At 69.3% G+C, this 18974-nt stretch carries 16 protein-coding genes; 7 read left to right on the forward strand and 9 right to left on the reverse strand.

Annotation, left to right across the window (positions count from 1 at the left end; genetic code table 11):
• Positions 1–648: 648 nt before the first annotated feature.
• Positions 649–1593: a UTP--glucose-1-phosphate uridylyltransferase gene (locus F1734_RS21690; RefSeq protein WP_203011039.1), complete on the forward strand. Its 945-nt coding sequence runs from the start codon at positions 649–651 to the stop codon at positions 1591–1593.
• Positions 1594–1625: 32 nt separating this feature from the next.
• Here F1734_RS21690 and F1734_RS21695 read toward each other — a convergent pair whose 3' ends face one another.
• From F1734_RS21695 to F1734_RS21710, 4 genes are all read right to left on the reverse strand, one after another.
• A complete protein-coding gene (locus tag F1734_RS21695; protein ID WP_203011040.1) occupies positions 1626–2945 on the reverse strand; it encodes a UDP-glucose dehydrogenase family protein in 1320 nt (439 codons plus the stop codon).
• 93 nt (positions 2946–3038) lie between these two features.
• Positions 3039–4286 carry a mannose-6-phosphate isomerase, class I gene (gene manA / locus F1734_RS21700; RefSeq protein ID WP_203011041.1) on the reverse strand — a complete coding sequence of 416 codons (1248 nt, stop codon included), beginning with the start codon at positions 4284–4286 and terminating at the stop codon, positions 3039–3041.
• 42 nt (positions 4287–4328) lie between these two features.
• On the reverse strand, positions 4329–5408 hold the full coding sequence (gene manB / locus F1734_RS21705; protein ID WP_203011042.1) for a mannose-1-phosphate guanylyltransferase: 1080 nt from the start codon (positions 5406–5408) through the stop codon (positions 4329–4331).
• Positions 5409–5515: 107 nt separating this feature from the next.
• The gene (locus F1734_RS21710; RefSeq protein ID WP_010593302.1) at positions 5516–6166 is read right to left on the reverse strand and encodes a hypothetical protein; all 651 of its coding nucleotides are present in this window, start codon (positions 6164–6166) and stop codon (positions 5516–5518) included.
• Between the two features lie 258 nt (positions 6167–6424).
• On the opposite strand from F1734_RS21710, the gene F1734_RS21715 reads away from it, so the two are divergent.
• Positions 6425–6601, forward strand: coding sequence for a hypothetical protein (locus F1734_RS21715; protein WP_203011043.1), 177 nt, complete (start codon positions 6425–6427; stop codon positions 6599–6601).
• Positions 6602–6628: 27 nt separating this feature from the next.
• Here the strand turns inward: F1734_RS21715 and F1734_RS21720 are convergent, their stop codons facing one another.
• The 4 genes from F1734_RS21720 to F1734_RS21735 all read right to left on the reverse strand — a co-directional run bounded on the left by F1734_RS21720 (position 6629) and on the right by F1734_RS21735 (position 9590).
• Positions 6629–6853: a hypothetical protein gene (locus F1734_RS21720; protein WP_203011044.1), complete on the reverse strand. Its 225-nt coding sequence runs from the start codon at positions 6851–6853 to the stop codon at positions 6629–6631.
• A gap of 188 nt (positions 6854–7041) precedes the next feature.
• On the reverse strand, positions 7042–7341 hold the full coding sequence (locus tag F1734_RS21725) for an Rdx family protein (protein WP_048774033.1): 300 nt from the start codon (positions 7339–7341) through the stop codon (positions 7042–7044).
• 218 nt (positions 7342–7559) lie between these two features.
• A complete protein-coding gene (locus F1734_RS21730) occupies positions 7560–7721 on the reverse strand; it encodes a hypothetical protein (RefSeq protein WP_017681462.1) in 162 nt (53 codons plus the stop codon).
• Positions 7722–7790: 69 nt separating this feature from the next.
• Positions 7791–9590 (reverse strand): hypothetical protein, encoded by a 1800-nt coding sequence (locus F1734_RS21735; protein WP_234420107.1) that lies wholly within the window; start codon positions 9588–9590, stop codon positions 7791–7793.
• Positions 9591–9915: 325 nt separating this feature from the next.
• On the opposite strand from F1734_RS21735, the gene F1734_RS21740 reads away from it, so the two are divergent.
• From F1734_RS21740 to F1734_RS21755, 4 genes are read left to right on the forward strand one after another with little or no spacing between them, the layout of a single operon-like run.
• Positions 9916–11889 (forward strand): hypothetical protein, encoded by a 1974-nt coding sequence (locus F1734_RS21740; protein WP_203011045.1) that lies wholly within the window; start codon positions 9916–9918, stop codon positions 11887–11889.
• Entirely contained in the window at positions 11859–13367 is a 1509-nt protein-coding gene (locus F1734_RS21745; protein ID WP_064065760.1) for an archaeosortase/exosortase family protein, read from the forward strand. Before F1734_RS21740 ends, F1734_RS21745 begins: the two co-directional genes overlap by 31 nt.
• Positions 13352–14785: a glycosyltransferase gene (locus tag F1734_RS21750; protein WP_064065759.1), complete on the forward strand. Its 1434-nt coding sequence runs from the start codon at positions 13352–13354 to the stop codon at positions 14783–14785. The genes F1734_RS21745 and F1734_RS21750 overlap by 16 nt, the downstream gene beginning before the upstream one ends.
• Positions 14782–16395 (forward strand): ArnT family glycosyltransferase, encoded by a 1614-nt coding sequence (locus F1734_RS21755; RefSeq protein ID WP_203011046.1) that lies wholly within the window; start codon positions 14782–14784, stop codon positions 16393–16395. Before F1734_RS21750 ends, F1734_RS21755 begins: the two co-directional genes overlap by 4 nt.
• Before the next feature lie 662 nt (positions 16396–17057).
• Here the strand turns inward: F1734_RS21755 and F1734_RS21760 are convergent.
• A complete protein-coding gene (locus F1734_RS21760; protein WP_203011047.1) occupies positions 17058–17510 on the reverse strand; it encodes a MarR family winged helix-turn-helix transcriptional regulator in 453 nt (150 codons plus the stop codon).
• 139 nt (positions 17511–17649) lie between these two features.
• Here F1734_RS21760 and F1734_RS21765 point away from each other — a divergent pair, with 139 nt between their 5' ends.
• Positions 17650–18834 (forward strand): MFS transporter, encoded by a 1185-nt coding sequence (locus F1734_RS21765; RefSeq protein WP_010593310.1) that lies wholly within the window; start codon positions 17650–17652, stop codon positions 18832–18834.
• Positions 18835–18974: the final 140 nt, after the last annotated feature.

Here is an 18974-nt window from a genome sequence, read left to right on the forward strand (position 1 = left end):
GAACATATTGGGACATTCAGCAGCGACTTGCATCTCGATCGGGACACGGCTGAGACCGGTGATGCCACACGTTGACCTGCGAAGACTGCCTACTTCTCAGTAGCTTCTCAGGAAGTACCAGGTCAGACGGTTTGTTACCCCCGTAGACGCGTATGCCATTCGGTCGCAAGCGATTCGTCGTTACAGTGTGAAATGTCACACACGGCTATTCCGCATCGCCGGGCGGGCCCCGAGTTGGACGCACGACCAATTCACAGGAACGTACAGGCGGTAGGGTCAAAAGCTGATACAGAACCGGTACTCTTCGTGCCAGGATTTCGAATCTTTCAGCGGATGATCCTGGCCCGTTCCCGGGCACGGCCGCGCGAGGCGGTCACTCGAACGTCGGCCGGCACGTCCGACTTGCCTTGACCCGGAGCAGCCTTCGACGGAGCGTGAGCGTCAGCCCGGGCGTCCCACTGAGTCGTACGAGCGAAGTCGCGAATTTCGCCCGATGGGTTAAACTTCGCACAATCGCGCATTCCTGCGGTGACTCCCCCGCCCCGCAACGGCTCGGTGCGTGCCTATTCCGAGCGACATTCTTTATGACATGAGTACCTCCCGCAGACGAATATCCGATTTGCCCTATTCGAGAGACGAGGTGTCGCCATGGGCGAATTGATCGCCGAGAATCCGTGCGTATTCAAGACCGCGGTGGTGCCGGCTGCCGGTATGGGCACGCGGTTCCTGCCCGCCACCAAGACGGTCCCCAAGGAACTCCTGCCCGTCGTGGACACCCCCGGTATCGAACTGGTCGCGTCGGAGGCCGCCGAGTCGGGTGCGGGCCGCCTGGTGATCGTCACCGCGCCGGGCAAGGCCGGCGTGGTCGCGCACTTCGTCGAAGACCTGGTCCTCGAGAATCACCTGGCGGCGAAGGGCAAGCACCACCTGCTCGAAAAGGTGCGCAAGGCACCGAGTTTGCTCGACGTCGAATCCGTCGTGCAGGCCGAGCCGCTCGGACTCGGGCACGCCGTCGGGTGCGCCGAACAGGCTCTCGACGACGACGAGGACGCCATCGCAGTCCTCCTTCCCGACGACCTCGTCCAGCCCTGCGGCGTCCTCGAGGTGATGGCCCGGGTGCGCGCCAAGCGCGGCGGCACCGTCCTCTGCGCCATCGACGTGCCCAAGTCTCAGGTCAGCTCGTACGGCATCTTCGAAGTCCAGGAGGTTCCCGGTGTCGCGAACCCCGATGTGATGAAGGTGCTCGGCATGGTCGAGAAGCCGAAGCTCGAGGACGCGCCCTCCACCCTCGCCGCGGCCGGGCGCTATCTTCTCGATCGCGCGATCTTCGATGCGTTGCGTCGCGTGACGCCCGGAGTGGGCGGGGAACTCCAGCTCACCGACGCCATCGCACTGCTGATCGACGAGGGCCACCCCGTCCACGTCGTCGTCCACCGTGGTTCGCGGCACGACCTCGGCAATCCCGGCGGCTATCTACGTGCCTGTGTCGACTCCGCCCTTGCCAGCCCGGAGTACGGCCCGATGCTGCGGTCATGGCTGACGGACCGGCTCAAGCAGATCGATCCCGACGCCGCGCCCGACGCCCTGCAGTAAGGGTCGGCCACCCGCGGACCTGTCGGTCCCTTCTACCGGCCCATGCCGTGGTAGCGCCAGCCGTGGGAGCGCCAGCGCTGGGCGTCGAGGCAGTTGCGCCCGTCCAGCACGGTGCGCGCCCGAACGACTGCGCCGATCTCCTCCGGGTCCAGGTCCTTGAAGTCCTGCCATTCGGTGAGCACCAGCACCGCGTCGGCGCCCTTGCACGCTTCGGGGATGTCGGCCGCATAGGCGAGGGTGGGGAACAGCCGTCGAGAGTTCTCCATTGCCTTCGGATCGAAGACCGTCACGGCTGCGCCCTGCAGTTGGAGTTGGCCGGCCACATTGAGTGCCGGCGAGTCCCGGACGTCGTCCGAGTCGGGTTTGAAGGCCGCGCCCAGAACTGCGATCCGGGTGCCCAGGAGGGATCCGCCGCAGGCTTCCCTCGTCATCTCCACCATGGTGCTGCGGCGCCCCATGTTGATGCCGTCCACCTCCCGGAGCAGGTGGAGAACGTTGTTGGCGCCGAGCTCGCCGGCCCGCGCCATGAACGCCCGGATGTCCTTCGGGAGGCACCCTCCTCCGAATCCGAGTCCCGCATTGAGGAATCGCCGTCCGATCCGGGCGTCGTAGCCGAGCGCATCGGCCAGTTCGACCACATCCGCGCCACTCGCGTCGCATACCTCGGCGACGGCGTTGATGAAGGAGATCTTCGTTGCCAGGAACGCGTTCGCGGCGGCCTTCACGAGTTCGGCGGTGGCGATGTTCGTGACCAGGAAGGGCACGCCGTCGGCGATCTGGCACGCGTAGAAGTCGCGCAGCATCGATTCGGCTTGCCCGCCGCGACTGCGGTCGACCCCGACGACCAACCGGTCCGGGGTGAGGGTGTCGCGCACGGCGTACCCCTCGCGCAGGAACTCGGGGTTCCACGCCACCTCGACGTCGTCGCCGGCCGGTGCGGCGCTCCGGGCACGCTCCGCCAGTTGCTCGGCCGTTCCGACCGGCACGGTCGACTTCCCGACGATCAGCGACGGACGGGTCAGGAGCGGGGCGAGCGCGTCGACGACCGCATGCAGCTGGGACAGATCCGCGGCGAACTCGCCGCTCTTCTGCGGGGTGCCGACGCCGATGAAGTGCAGGTCCGCGAAGTCGGCGGCTTCGGCGTAGGACGTCGTGAAACGCAACCGTCCGCTCTCGAGGCTGCGCCGCAGTACCTCGTCGAGTCCGGGCTCGAAGAAGGGCACCTCCCCCGCCGTCAGCTTCGCGATCTTCCCGGCGTCGATGTCGACGCCCAGGACGTCGTGCCCCAGTTCTGCCATGCAGGCGGCATGAGTGGCGCCCAGGTATCCCGTGCCGAAGACTGTGCAGCGCATGCTCTCAGAGGTACCCAGTACGGGTGTGCAGCACACCGATGCACGCTGAGGGCTGAACCAACAGTGCATGAAGAGTTGGCGCTATCGGCCGGTTCAGACCGACCCGGTCCGAACCGACGGAGTCGCTACGAACACCATCGCGTCAGAACTCGCGGCCTGGACGACGAGTTCGGGGTCCGAGGCCGCAGCCCACGCCGCTTCCCCCCGCTGGAGGTTCAGCACCCGGTGGCCGCACCGCAGCTGCACTGTTCCCTGCACGCACAGCAGGATCCGCGGGGTCGAGCCGCCGATTCGGGTGGTGGCGGGTCCCGACGTTCCCGACTCGTCCAGCGCCACCCGCCACAACTCGAACTCGCGCACGGGCGGTGCGTACAGGCGTTCGTGTCCGTCGCGGCGGGCGCGCACCCACGGCACACCGACCGAGTCGAAGTCGAGCACGCGCAGCAGTTCCGGTATGTCCACGTGCTTGGAGGTGAGCCCGCCGCGGAGCACGTTGTCCGAGTTCGCCATGATCTCCACGGCGGTGCCCCGCAGGTACGCGTGCAGGTTGCCCGCGGGGAGGAACAGGGCGTCGCCCGGTTCCATGCTCACCCGGTTGAGCAAGAGGGAGGCGAGGACGCCGGGGTCCTCCGGATAGGCGAGCCCGAGCTCGAGGGCGGTCCGCGCCGCGGCGGTGAACTCGTCCTCCGACCCGGATCGGTCCTGCAGGTAGCGCTCGCAGCCCGAGAGGACGGCGTCCGTCAGCCCGACGAGCGATTTGGTCGGCAGCGTCATCCATGCGGTGAACAGGGCGCGCAGTCCTGTCGCATCGAGATTGTCACCGAGTTCGGAGGCGTACGGCGTCAACTCCGACACCCCGAGGTCGCGGAGGAACTCGACCGTCTCGGCCGGTGGCCGGAATCCGGCCAGCGCCTCGAATCGACTCAGCGCGACGACCATCTCGGGCTTGTGGTTGTCGTCGCGGTAGTTCCGGTGCGGGGCGTCCAGCGGAATGCCTGCCGCGTTCTCGCGCGCGAACCCCTCCCGGGCCTGCGCCCGGCTCGGGTGCGCCTGCAACGAGAGCGGCTGCTCGGCGGTGAGGACCTTCAGCAGGAACGGCAGCCGGCCGTCGAACTGCCGAGCACAGTCCGGCCCGAGCTGACCTTCGGGGTCGCGCGCGATGAGATCGCACAGCGGCACCGTGGCATCCCCGGTGTCCACCGTCGCCGGGGCCACCGGATGGGCACCGAGCCACAGCTCGGCCTCCGGCTCCTCGGTCGGCGCGGGCCGGCCGGTCAGCTCGGCCAGCGCGGTGTGCGAACCCCACGAATAGTGTCGAACGGCCCCGCGAAGCGGATACATCGAACTCCTCCCCGAAACCGGATCAGCTTGTCCTGCAAGTCACTACACGTCGGTGGAGAACCGGACGCCGCCGTCCGGCAGCACGACTCCCGGCCACACCCGCGCCCCGCGCAGCAGCTCGCAGCGGGCACCGACCTCGGCGCCGTCGCCGATCACCGCGTCGCGGACGAGTGCGCGCGGCCCGATGCGGGCTCCGAATCCCACGATCGAGCGCTCCACCACCGCCCCGGCGTCGATGCGCGCGCCGTCGAACACCGCGACACCGTCCAGGCGGGCACCGCCGCCGACCACGACGTCGCGGCCGATCACGGTCCCACCGATCAGCATCGCGCCGGGCGCGACCCGAGCGGTGGGGTGCACGCGGGACTCGCCGCACTCCCCCGCGAGCGCCGGCGACGGCGCGATGCCACGCACCAGGTCGGACGAACCCTGCACGAAGTCACCGGGCGTGCCCATGTCCCGCCAGTAGGCGGCGTCGACGTGACCGAACACGCGTGCGCCGTCCACGAGCAGCGACGGGAACACCTCGCGCTCCACCGAGACGGGACGTCCGGCGGGGATCTTCTCGATCCATTCGCGGCGGAACACGTAGCAGCCCGCATTGATCTGATCGGTCGGCGGATCCTGCGTCTTCTCCAGGAACGCCGTGACCCGTCCTTCTGGATCGGTGGGCACGCACCCGAAGGCGCGCGGATCGGCGACGCGCACGAGGTGCAGCGTCACGTCGGCGTCGTTGGTCTCGTGGGTGCGCAGGATCTCGCGCAGGTCGCTGCCGCCGAGCACGTCGCCGTTGAACACCATGACGTTGTCGGCGCGCAGCTGCGGGAGCACGTTCCGGATTCCGCCGCCGGTGCCGAGCGGTTCGGTCTCGGTGACGTACTCGATCTCGAGGCCCAGGCTCGTGCCGTCACCGAAGTGCTCCTCGAAGACCTCGGCCCTGAACGAGGTGCTGAGCACCACGTGAGTGATGCCGGCCGTCCTGATCCGAGCCAGCAGGTGCGTCAGGAACGGCACGCCGGCGGTGGGCAGCATGGGCTTGGGAGCCGACAGGGTGAGGGGACGCAGTCGTGTCCCCTTGCCTCCGACCAGGATCACCGCATCCGGTGCGTGTTCTGCATTCATGATTCCCCGGTGCGACGCACGAGCGAGGCGTGCGCGCACGAAGTCGTCGTCCCGGAAGCACGCCGTGGCGACATCCCGTCGGGGATGCCGCCAGCGGGCGCTCGGGATCAGCTCTGCGAGAGGTCCGGCAGTCCGCCGAAGAGATCGATCACGAGACCGATCAGCTCCTCGGGGGTGTCGATGATGTCGTCGGTGCTCGGCCCGTCCTCGGTCTCGGACTGCGGCACGGTGCCCTCGGACTTGGTCGGCGCGGACTGGGCGGCCGGGGCCGCGGGCGCCGGTGCGGCGCCGTCACCGGCGATGTTCACGACGATCGGATCCTGGAACGGCGCTCCGGAGCGGAGGCCGACGTTGTCCCACTGGGTGCCGGCGGCGTCCTGGCAACCCCAGTACACGTAGTAGGTGCCGGCGGCGATGGGCTGCGGGCCCTGCGAGACGGGCTGCCCGTCCTGCACGAAGGTGATCGCGGAGGTGCTGGTGTTCTCGATGGAGAACTTCGAGCCCGGGGCCTGCGCGTCCGCGCGGCCCGACGGGTCGGCGGCGTCGAGGCCGCTCTGCTTGGTCGACACGTACGACACGCAGGTGACGCCGGCGGACACGTCGACCCCGGCAAAGTCGAAGTCGACGGTGATCGAGCCCGGCGTGCCCGAGGCCGAGACGTTCGGATTGCCTGCGGCGGACGCGGTCCCCGGCACGCACAGCGCGAGCGCTCCCACCCCGGCCACGGTCACGGCAGTCTTCTTCAGAACGGATTGCATCAAAGCTCCCTCGAGTACGGCGTCTCCGCGAGAAGTCGCGGCGTCCACTTCGACCCCCCGGTCGGAATGTTCTGGGACACCGTAACCCGAGGCGGCCTCACATGCGAGTCGGTCGGTCTGTTTCCGGCGGCGCCCCGCGCGCCCGCACCCCCGCCTCCAATCTGCACTCTCGGTGTCGTTTCAGCGGACTATTCCAGCCCGCGCCCGTCGCCGCGGACGAAACGATGGACTCTGCCGGCATCGTTTAGGGTTCGACGCATGGACATCGTCTTGTGCCTGTTGGTTCTGTGGGCAGCGCTGTCGGTGCTGGTCGCGGTCGTGGCCGGTGACGCCGTCCGGCTCCGGGAGGAACGGTCCCGCCCGACGCGCGCCGCGGAAGCGCCCGCCGAGCCGGCCGAGACCGAAACGATCCTTTGGGCCCCGGTCGGGGTCTGAGCACGTCCGCGGCAGCTGCGTCTGGCCCTATCCCGCCACGGCGAGGGGCGCCGGGTCGGCAGCGCCGATCACTCCGCCCGGCGCGGGAAGCGGAACCAGAGCGCACTGACTGGACCCGGACGTGAGGGCGCAGATCGCGGCGGGAAGAAGGTGGGGAAGCAGATCGGTGCTTCCGGTGGCCGCAATTGCGGTGGCCGGTACGGCGACGGTGATGGCGGCACAGCCCAGGATGCCGGCGAGAAGACGCTTCACGAAGACCTCGATTCGAAGAGGGAAAGACCTGACGGTCGGTTGAATCGGGCAAATCCCCGAAACGTTACATCGGCGAAGAACGAAGCCGCGCAGAGTTCCCAGGGCACGGCAGCACCTTCGGCCTCGGATCCGCCCGCCCGAAACCACAAGAGCGATAACGGGAATCGAGGATCTCGGGTGACCGTTCGTTACGCTCCGCTCCCCCGGTCCGCGTGCCCGAGATCCCGTTCGGGATCGACGACGTCGCGCACCCGCTGCTTGAGCGTGACGATGTCGGGGAAGCCGCCGTCGGTCTTGCGGTCCCACACCGTCCGGTCGCCGGCGGTGACGACGAAGATCCCGCCGGTGCCGGGCACGAGCGCGACCTCGCCGAGATCGGTGCCGAAGGTGTTGAGCAGTTCCTGCGCCATCCACCCGGCGCGCAGCAGCCAGTTGCACTGCGTGCAGTAGGTGATGGTGATGCGGGGTGCGGTGCGCGGCTCGGTCACCGCCCGAGCGTATCGGCCGGCCGCTCGAAGAAGGTGAGGCCCCGCCGACCGTGGTGGCGAATCGGCGGGGCCTCGACGCGAGCCGGTGATGGGGGGTAACCGGCTCGCGAGTTGTCGCCTTCGCAGGGGGGACAGGAAGGCGACACAGAGACACTAGTCCGATAGATAGTTACTCGCGAGTACAAATGATCTTGTGCCGGTCGGGGCCGTTCCGCGGGTCAGGACTGGGCGCTGTGACGGTCGCGTTCGCGCTCGGCGCGCTGGATCTCGACGAGGGATTCCTCGGTGTCGGCCACGCGCAGCACCTTGCCCAGCACCAGGCCGATCGCCACCGAGACGATCAGCCAGGCGACGAGGATCGCCGCAACCCACCACCACATACACCCAGTGTGTACGAAGTTCGTCGCCGATGGGTAACGCGGACGCAAGTGTGACCGATATTGCGTCGCCTAAGGCGAGGTGGTGAAGTATGCCCGCACGACCCCGACCACGTTCGGTGCGGGGAAAACCTCGTCGGGGTTGCCTAGTCCCCCTACCTTGACGGTCCACTGCCGGGTTCCGGTGTCGACCGCGGGGCCATCTGCGGCGAGGACGTAATAATCCGCGCCTTCGCAGTGATACGCGCCGACCATACCGTCGGCTCGCCCGCCCCACGCGCCGCCGTGTCTGCGGAAGCAGTGGGTGCCGTCGTCGAGTTCGATCCACTCGGGCGCCACATCTGTCGCGGCAGGCACTGGGCCGAGGGGCTCTTCGAGCCGGTACTGTAAGAACTCCTGCTTCCATACGTCGATCCCGCAGGTCAGAGATCTGCGGTCTGGATGGATCCAGCAGGTGTGTGCGCTGTCTGCAGTGGAACCGCAGGACACGATATCGGCGCCGCGCGAGGATACCGACGGATAGGGGTACTGGCAGTCGATGACCGTCCGTCGCGGGTTGCGCGCGCTCCACCCGGGCAGTGGGGTACCGGTGCGGTCGACGGCAACGACATCGATGACCTCCGTGTCTGCCACCGGACGGCTCACGATGATTTGGTAGCCGTTGTGATCTATGCCTTCCACCGCGCCGACAATGCCATCGATGACGGTGCGCACCCCGTCCACCACCCACAGGACCGGGGCTACGATGGTCGACAGGATCGGGCCCAGATCCGCTTCCTCGAGTGCAAGTTCGGCACAGTCCAGCGCCATGTTCAATGCGGTGGCGAAGAACTGCGTCAGCTCGCCCGCACCGGCGGGATCCGAGGCCGCCAGTTTGCTGAACGAGCTCAAGCAGGTAGCGCCCTTCATCGCCTCGAGGAACTTCTCGGCGCCGGCGCGCCCGCCCACCCGCTCGATCGCCATCGCGTAGGTGCCGACGCCGAAGTCGAGCGCAGTCAGCAGGTAGCTCGCCGGGTCCGGCTTGATCATCACCCCGTCGGATGCCCGGCGCCCGACGAGGTCGAACTCGATCTCACTGCCCGCGGGTAGCAGCTCGACGCGATTGCCCAATCGGCTCGGTGCGGGACGTAGCAAGTCGGCGGCGTGCCCGATCCAGTCCTTACGGTCCGTGCCGGTGAACTCCAGGCCGGGAGTGTATTCCACCGAGACGCCGTAACCGCGCGCATTCACCGCCTTCAACAGCGGCGACTCCTTGTCCTGGCCGAGACACCAGTACACGCGCTTGCCCTGATCGCTGGTCACATCGAAGCCTGCCTTACGGACCTCGTTCTCGCCGGGGCATGTGGGCGGTGACCCGTATCCGAGGCTCGCGATGTCGTCGAATCGTCCGCGCAGCCACGTAGCCGCCGACGCGCGCACGTCGTTCCAGCGGTCGACCAGCCAGAACGAGAAATGATCGGTCGTGACGATGATTTCGCCGTTTTCATAGCGCACGGCGGTAGCCACGGTCGGTTCGGACTCCGGGCTCTCGGCATAGGTGACCGTCGGAACCGGTTCACCTGGTTCGAGTTCGCCCACCGGAAAACGCAGGGTAGCGTCACCGGTCAGCTCGGCCCCGTCGAGTTCGATCGACCAACCGCTGCGGCCGTCCGGCGTGGTGGCCGCGTCGATGCGCAGCTCGCCGTCCGAGTCGACCGAGGAGCCTGGAATTTCGACCGTCACGCCGCCATCGACAGAACGCCACGTCGTCTGCTGTTCCGGCGAGACCTCGATCTTCTCGACCTCGGGTTTGCCCGAGCAACCGGAGATCACGAGAAACGAACACAGCGCGGCGCCCAATACTGCCCGGAAACCGGTTCGACCCCACTTCATTTCGGTGAGACTAGCCGAAATGTTGCCACCCAGTCTCAAATGAGACGGTCAAGAGTTCTCACCGCGTCGATTCCGACGAGTTCTACCGACTCCTCGGGGGTGAGGTCATCTATGACGCGAACCTGGTCGCCGAGCGCCTCCAACAGTGTGGGGCCACTACAACTACGATCGAGTCCACCGTGCCCTGGCCGGTCGAGCACCTTACGAATGCCTCCGCAAGAAGACACGAGACCTGCTGTCGTAGGTCTCCGTCAGAAACACGCCCAAGCGCGATGTTGCTCCACTTGTCCCACATTTCGTACCGATCAACCGTAAAGTCCCCGACGTGCCGACCCAGACAATTCGCCGTGCCGGACACGCACTCCTCGTTCCCGCCCTCGCCGCGCTGACCGTGCTGGCCGCAGCTCCTGCCGCCGCGCAGGACCCCGTCGACCCGCCCGGCGACGTCGTCTTCGGCACGCAGACCCTGGGATTCGGCGACACCGTCGCCTTCCGCGGCCACAGCGACACCGCGACCCTCACCGTCCCGGTGCCGGACGGGCTGCGGCCCGCCGCGTTCGACACGACGGTGCAGATGCCCGCCAACGTCTCCCGCGGCTGGATCGACGTCCAGTCGCAGGGCCTGCTGCTGGCCCGCATCGACCTGCCCGCCGCCGGAACCCTGGTGCCGGTCTCGCTGCCCCTGGAGGCGGCGCCGGTCGTGGACCGGGCCGTCACCGTCACCCTCACCGTCCACCTGCTGCCGTTCGACGGCATCTGCCCCGAGGACTGGACGGATCGGTCGGTGGTGCTGCGCGACGGGCGCGTCCGCTACACCGGGGCCCCGACCCCGCCGGCCGTGGTCGCCGACTTCCTGCCGCCGATCCTCGAGTCGCTGGAACTGTCGCTGCCCGCCGACCCCACCCCCGCCGAGTCGGCCACCGCGCTCGATCTCACCGCGGCCGTCACCGCCCAGTACACGGGCCGGCCGCTGCGGGTGACGGTGCAGACCCTGCCCGGCGACGACGCGGTGCCACCCGCCCCGGCCGGGCCGTTCACCCGGCAGATCGCGATCGTCGAAACCGACGGCGCCGGTGCCGCCGCCCTCGTCGACGTGCCCGGCGGCGTCCCCGCCCTGGCGGTGACGGGCAACGCCGACGCGCTGCGCAACCAGGCCCGCCTCGTCACGAGCGACATCTCGTCGGTCGCGGTGGCCTCGGCCGCCACCGTCGGCACGCTGGGTCTGCCGCCGCGGCTGTCCCCCGACGCGACGACCCTCGCCGAACTGGGTCTCGGGGGCCTCACCGACACCGGCGTCGGCGTGGTGGAGGTACCGCTCGGCATCGACCAGACCCGTCTGGGACGGCCGTCCCACAATCTGCGGATCAACCTGCAGGGCTCCTACACCCCGCTGCCCACGACCGAGGGCGGCCTGGTGTCGGTGACGGTCGGCGACACGGTCGTCGACTCGTGGCCCGCCGACGCGACGGGCCGGCTGGATCGGTGGATCACCGTGCCCGACACCGTGCTCGGCCGGGTCACCGACGTGGTGGTGTCGCTGCGCTCCACCGGCGGCACCCACCAGTGCGGCCTGCAGCAGCCGATGACGCTGACCGTCGACGCCGGCAGCCGCGTCACCACCGAACCCGCCGATCCGCCGCAGCCCGGCGGGTTCCGGTCGCTGCCGCAGGCGCTGCTGCCGAAGGTGAACGTCGCCGCCACCGAGGCCGGGATCGCCGACACCGCCCGGGCCGTCGCGCTCGTGGCCGGCCTGCAGGGTCTGACGTCGGTGCCGCTCGACCCCGAGTGGGTGAGCCTCGACGAGGCCGCCACCGGCAGCACCCCCGCGATCGTCGTCGCCGCGGACGGCCGCGTCCCCGAGCAGCTCGAGCTGCCGCTGGCCGGCACGCAGGGCCGCACCCTCGACCTCGTCGACCCGGCCACCGGCGACGCCACCTCCGTCACCTTCCCGACCGATGTCGAGTTCGCGTCGCTGCAGGTGGCGCGCGACGGCGAGCGCGCCGTCCTCGTCGCCGCCGCCACCGACGTGCCCGCCGAACTCGACCGCACCCTGGGCTGGCTCGCCGCGCAACCGCAACGCTGGGCCGAGCTCGACGGTGACGTGCTGTTCACCACCGCGGACCGCGATCCCGTCGAACTCGCGCTCACCGACCCGGCCGCCGAGACCACGTCGCAGCAGTCCCTCGGCGTCTCGACGACGTGGGTGCTCGTCGGGGGCGGCCTCTTCCTTGCCGCCGGTCTCGTCGCGGCTGTGATCGGCGCGCTGCGATGGCGTCGCGGCCGGCCGCGCCCGCACTGATCGGATCCGCCATGAGCACCGTGACGACCACCGAGCGCGCCGCACTGTTCGCGCACACCAGCGCCCGCTGGGCGATCATCGTCGCCGCGACCCTGATCGGCTACCGGACCACGTGGCTGGCGCTGTCCGAGGAGGTCGCCCGCGGCACCGGCGGCGGCTACGTGGCGCTCGTGCCGCCGTTCGCGGTGCTGGCCGCCGAGGGCGTCACCCGGCGCCGGCGCGGCGAGCTGCCGATCCACGACCGGCAGACCGACCGGATCGTCGGCGGTGCCGTCCTGCTCATCGCGATCGCGGTCAAGTGGCTGCTGCTGCCGCGGTACGGGCCGAACTACCAGATGATGCACCTCGACGTGCTGTCCGCGTGGCTGTTCGTGATCGGCATGTGTGTGCTGCTGTTCGGGCTGCGGGTGACCTCCCGCTACTGGCCGGTGTGGCTGCTGCTGCTGGGCACCTCGCCGCTGGCCTACCGGGCGGTGCTCGTGCAGCTCGGGGGCAGCAAGTTCGCCGCCGGGTTCCTGATGGTGCTGCTGGGTTCGGTCGCGATCGCCGTCGCGGTCGGCCGCACCCGGCGCCGCGCGCTGATCGGTTTCGGCGCGACGATGCTGCTCGGCCTGGCGCTGCTGGTCGTGGTGACCACCCGCTACCCGGATGCGCGGGTCGCCGTCGCGCAGATCGTGCCGTCGGCGGTGGCCGCGCTCGTCGTCGGCGCCGCGTTCTACCTGTACCGGTACCGGGGCCTGGCGCCGCGGACCCTGCCGCCGAACCCGGTGTCGCCGCGGGAGGCGGCCCGCGCGCTGCTGCTCATCGTGCCCGCGACCGTCGTGCTGGCCGCTGCGCCGCTGCCCGATCAGCAGCTCACGCCCGTGTCGGTGGGTCCGCCGCCGAGCGGCACCGTCAGCCAGGTCGTCCCCGTCGGCTGGTATCAGATCGGGTCCGTCGACTACGACTGGCCGCGACGGTATTTCGGGTCGACGGCGCAGCTGCGCCGGCAGATGATCCGCGCCGTCGAGCCGCGCGCCGACTGGGACCGGCTCTCGCGCCCGCGGACCGTCGCGGTGCAGACCCTGCAGGTGCGGCGGGTGGGGGTGTTCGAGGTGTATCCGGTCCACACCATGTACGACCTCGGGCAGGCGCGGGTGAGCCCGAAGATCCGGGTGGACCTCGGCCGGGGTGTGCAGGCCGACTTCTTCACCGTCGTGGACGACGACCTACTGCTGACGTGGAGCCTGATGAGTTTCGTGTGGACGCGCGGCGACGTCCTCGCGCAGCGGGTGAGCCTGATGACCGTCGACAATCACGAGCTCGACGCCCCGTTCCCCCAGCCCACACCGAACATGGCGTCGAACGCGAGCGCGCTGCTGTCGGTGTTCCTGCGCGGCCGGGCGTCGGTGGAGGATTCCGACCCCGAGTACAAGGACCTGGACATGCTCACCGAGGTGGGCCGTGAACTGGTGGAGGCGCAGTGGCGCGGCATCTAGTCGACGAGGAGTTCAAGGCCGCGGCGCTGCACGACGCGGTGTACGGGCTGCGGGAGAAGCGGCCGCTGTCGTCGGCGTCGGTGGCGTTCGTGCCGTGGCAGAAGTGGCTGACGCTGGGCCTGGTCGCGGTGGTGATCCTGGCGCTGGTGTTCGCGACGATCCCGACGCTGACCGTGCTCACGGCGGTGTGCACGGCCGGGTACATCGCCACGCTCGCCGACCGGCTGCTGCTGTTCTCCCGCGGCCTGGCGCGCGACGCGATCTTCACCGTCGACGACGACGAGGCCCGGGCCGTGCCCGAGCAGGACCTGCCGACGTACACGGTGCTGGTGCCGGCCTACAACGAGCCGGAGGTGGTGGGCGACCTGATCGCGGCGATGACCGCGATCGACTATCCGGCCGGGAAGCTGCAGGTGCTGCTGCTGCTCGAGGAGGACGACGCCGTCACCATCGCCGCGGCGCGGGAGGCGGGCCTGGGCGAGATCGTGGAGATCCTGCTGGTGCCGGCGGCGGACCCGCGGACCAAGCCGAAGGCGTGCAACTACGGGCTGCACTTCGCCACCGGCGACGTCGTCACCATCTTCGACGCCGAGGACCTGCCCGATCCGTTGCAGTTGCGGCGGGTGGCGGTGGCGTTCGACCGGCTCGGCGACGACGTCGCGTGCGTGCAGGCGAAGCTGGCGTTCCACAACGGCACCCAGAACATGCTCACCGGGTGGTTCACCGCCGACTACGCGCTGTGGTTCAACTTCGTGCTGCCCGGGCTCATGCGCTCGAATTCGCCGATTCCGCTGGGCGGTACGTCGAATCACATCCGGCGCAGCGTGTTCGACGAGATCGGCGCGTGGGATCCGTACAACGTCACCGAGGACGCCGACCTGGGGGTGCGCATCGCCGAGTCGGGCTACCGTACGGCCGTATTGGACTCGACGACGCTCGAGGAGGCCAACAGCGATCCGATCAACTGGATCCGGCAGCGTTCCCGCTGGTACAAGGGCTATCTGCAGACGTGGCTGGTGCACGTGCGCCGGCCCGTACAACTGTGGCGGGGCATCGGCACCGTGGGGATGCTCCGGTTCACGACCCTGCTCGCCGGGACGCCGATCATCGCGTGCCTGAACATGGTGTTCTGGCTGATCACCATCTCCTGGCTGCTGGGCCAGCCGTTCCTGGTCGAGGAGATCTTCCCCTGGTACGTGTACTTCCCGGCGCTGATCTCCCTGGTGTTCGGCAACTCCGCGGTGCTGTACATGAACCTGGTCGCGTGCCGGGAGACCGGCAACTCGGCGCTGTGGTTCGCGTGCCTGACGGTGCCGCTGTACTGGCTGATGATGTCGGTCGCCGCGATCAAGGGCACCTACCAGCTGATCCGCAATCCCTCCTACTGGGAGAAGACCTTCCACGGGCTGTCCTCATGAGGAGCAGCGCCGCCCGGGTGTTCTGGCTGTCCTGCCTGCTGTACGCGGCGGTGGGCCTGTACCTGGCGCTGGATGTGGCCTATTTCCAAGGCGATTCGCTCAGCCGCGTGGCGGCCGCGCGCAGCGCCCTGCACAGCCGCGACCCGCACCTGGCGGCGATCGGGTTCGTGTTCACTCCCCTCACGGCGCTGCTGCAGCTGCCGCTGGTGGCGCTGTCGGACTGGTGGCCCGCGCTGACCCGGTGGGGCATCACGGCGGTGGCGCTGTCGGCGCCGTTCATGGCCGGGGCGGTCACCCAGGTGCACCTGTTCGCCCGCGACCGCGGCGCGTCGCCGTGGCTGGTGTGGACGGTGACGGCGCTGTTCGCGCTGAACCCGATGATCGTGTACTACGGCGCCAACGGCATGAGCGAGGCGCCGTTCCTGATGTTGCTGTGCTGGGCGGCGCGCCGGTTGGTGCGGTGGATCGGCACCGACGACGTGCACGACCTCGCCGTCGCCGGGATCGCCGTGGGCCTGGCGTATCTGGCGCGGTACGACGCGCTCGCCGTCGGCGCGGCCGTCACCGTCCTCGTCGTCGCGGTGACGCGGTGGCGCACGGGCGGCTGGCGTCCGGCGCTGCTCGACGCGATCCTCGTCGCGTCGCCGGTGGCGTTGTCGTTCCTGGTGTGGGCGGCGACGAGCTGGCTGATCACCGGCGAAGCGCTGCAGCAGTTCTCGTCGTCGTACGGCAATGCGGCGATCCTCGAGCAGAGCGGCGGCGGTTCGGCCGGGGGTCTGGCGGCGCTGGCGTTCTCCGTCGCCGAGATCCTGGTGCTGGGGCCGGCGCTGCCGCTGCTCGCGCCGGTCGTCGCGGTGCTGGCGTGGCGCCGCCGGGACTTCGAGCCGGTCGTGCCGTTCGTGGTGCTGGGGGCGGTGCTGGCGTTCGCGGCCCTGTCGTACTTCCGGGGCATGACGTTCCCGTTCCTGCGGTTCTACCTGGCCGCGGTGCCGCTGGCGGTGATGTGGGTGGTGCAGCTCGCGCCCCGTCGCGGGCAGCTGCGGGCGCGGCGGCTCGGCGCCCACGCGACGGTGCGCCCGCAGGACCGCGGCTCCCTCGCGCCGGTCGGGGCGCTCGCGCTCGCGGTGTCGGTGCCGGTCACGTTCGTCGCGATGGGCGATGCGAACCTCTCGCAGGAGCAGCATGCGCTGCGCACCGTGCTGTTTCCCGACCCGGACGACACGTCGGAGCTGCGGGACCAGGAGAACCGGATCATCGCCTCGTTCGGCACGGAACGCCGCGTCGCCGACTATCTCGACGACCTCGACCTGCCCGACGGCTCGGTGGTGATGGACACCGTGTACGGGTTCGCGGTGCTCACCGCCACCGACCGGCCCGAGCAGTTCGTCGTCCCCTCCGACGCCGACTTCACCCGCATCCTCAACGACCCCGCCGCGAACGGCGTGCGCTATCTGCTGACCGTGCCGAACGAGGGCCGTGGCGTCTCGGATGCGGTGAACCGCCGCTACCCCACCGTTTTCGAGAACGGCGCCGACATCGCGACCCTCGATCTGGAGATCCCCAACGACGGCGACAACCAGCCGACCTGGCGTCTGTACCGGATCGGTTGACGCGCGGCGGGCAGCGTGCCACCATCGCTGCACCGACCCCGAAAACGGGGCGACCCCGGCCGGTGCGCCAACACCGAACCGGGGTCTGGGCACAAGACAGTAGGAGCTGTCATGCACCGTGAGGTGGATTGTATCCACACGCCGATTCCCGGCGCGTATCCCCGCAAGTGGCCGCGTGCCACACGCCCCGACGTGGCGTCGTCCGCTGCGCTGACCTGCGCGAGCCCGCCGACGACCTGATCTGCACCCCGCCCCGCACCCGACCGCCGGGTCCGGGGCCATCGGTGTTTCCCTGCGTGCGTGCGAGGGCCGTTCCGGTGACCGAGGCGCACGCGGTCACGTCGTTTTCCGTGCGGGTCCGACGCTAACCAACCGCATCCGGCAATCCTTCGTCCCGGTGAACGGCACCGGGCACCCGATCGAGTACGGGTCGACACGTCCGACCGGGTCCAGCTCAGCCGCTTGCCCTTTCGGCAGGCGGCCAGACGTGCTGGCCGAGACGCGGTATCGGGGCATGGTCCGTGGGTTTGCTTGGGGAAGGGGCCGACGAGTCAGGGACCCGAAGGGTCTCCGTCTGCTTTGCCGCCCCGGATTCTCCTCCGCCAGGCCCGAACGCGTGCACTCACTCCGGCGACGTGCGCCCGGGTGCACAGCGCCCGGGATCAGTGCGGGCTGGGCGGCAGCTCGTGCAACGCGCGCACCAACGGGGCCAGCTCCGGGATCTCGCACGCCTCGCCGAGGGCGGCTTCGAGCGTGGCGTCGTGCGTCGGACGCGCACTGTCGAGCAGCTCGCGCCCGGCGGCGGTCAGTTCGGTGTAGATGCCGCGGCGATCGTCCTCGCACAGGATCCGCGTGAGCAACCCGCGCTTCTCGAGACGATTGACCAGCCGGGTCGTCGCGCTGCTGCTCAGCGCGGCCGCACGGGCGAGCTGCGCCATCCGCATGTGCCAGCCGTCCTGCCGGCTCAGCGCGTCGAGCACGGTGTACTCGACCACCGAGAGCTGGTGCCGCTGCTGGAGGGCGCGTTCGAGCTCGGTGTCGAGCGCCCCGTGCAGCGCGGCCAGCGTGCGCCAACCTTGCGCGCGGATCTCCACCGCGTCGTCCGCAATGCCCACGTCGCCTCCTCGCTTCCTGCCCTCGCCGATACTACCCGCTTGCGCATGTATAGAGCGCGTGCAACTATTTATGAGGCGTCTGCAACTACTGCACACGCGCTCTATGCGCTGACGCGCAGACCTTCGAAAGGAACTCGACGTGCCTTCAGGCCTCATCGCCCTCGCCATGGGCGGATTCGGGATCGGTCTCACCGAATTCGTGATCATGGGATTACTACCGGAGGTCGCTGCGGACTTCGCCGTAAGCGAGTCCGTCGCCGGCTACCTCATCTCCGGGTACGCGCTCTCGGTCGCCCTCGGCGCGATCCTGCTCACCGCCGCCCTCACCCGCTTCGACCGGAAACGGGCCCTGCTGTCCCTGATGGTGCTGTTCATCGTCGGCAACCTGCTGTCGGCCCTCGCTCCGTCGTACGAGGTCATGATGGGCGGACGCATCGTCGCGGCCCTGTGCCACGGCGCGTTCTTCGGCATCGGATCGGTCGTGGCTGCGGACATGGTCGCACCCTCCAAGCGCGCCGGCGCCATCGCCATCATGTTCGCCGGCCTCACCATCGCCAACGTCCTCGGAGTTCCGTTCGGCACCCTGCTCGGTCAGCAACTGGGGTGGCGCTCGACCTTCTGGGCGATCACCGCAATCGGCGTGGCGGCGCTCGTCGGTATCACCGCCCTGGTGCCGGCCACTCCCCCTGCCGCCACGCACGGCGGCCTGCGCGGCGAGCTCCACGCGTTCCGCAACAAGCAGGTCTGGTTCTCGATCGCGCTGACCGTCCTCGGCTACGGCGGCATGTTCGGCGCCTTCACCTACATCGCCTTCACCCTGACCGAGGTCAGCGGTTTCGCCACGTCCAGCGTGCCGTGGCTGCTCATCGTCTTCGGCTCCGGCCTGTTCGTCGGAAACTACCTGGGCGGCAAGGCAGCCGACCGAGCCCTCACCCCGGCGCTGACCTGGATCCTCGTCCTGGTGACCGCCGTCCTGGTCGTCTTCGCCGCCACCGCCGACAACCGGACCATGACGATCGTCTCGCTGTTCCTCATGGGCGCCTTCGGTTTTGCGACAGTTCCCGGTCTGCAGATGCGAATCATGAACTACGCCTCCGCCGCCCCCACCATGGCCTCCGGCGCCAACATCGCCGCCTTCAACGTGGGCAACGCCCTCGGTGCCTGGCTCGGCGGACTGACCATCGCAGCCGGCCTGGGCTTCACCTCCCCGATCTGGATGGGTGCAGTCGTCACAGCCGCCGGCCTCGTCGTGCTGCGGATCGCCACGGCGATGGATCGGCCGAGTGCCGAAGCGCCGGCGGACTCGACGCTCGTGAACATCTGACCCTCGCCCGCTGACCTCGCGTCCACCGGCCCGCCGAGGCTCGCCGATCGGACTGGCGTAGCGGTCTTTCAGGCTCTGGAAGAACGACTTCGCCAGAGCGTTCTCGTAACTCCGCGCGGCCGCCGTCCAGCAGCAGTAAT

The organism is Rhodococcus ruber (assembly GCF_016804345.1).
Lineage (GTDB): Bacteria > Actinomycetota > Actinomycetes > Mycobacteriales > Mycobacteriaceae > Rhodococcus > Rhodococcus ruber.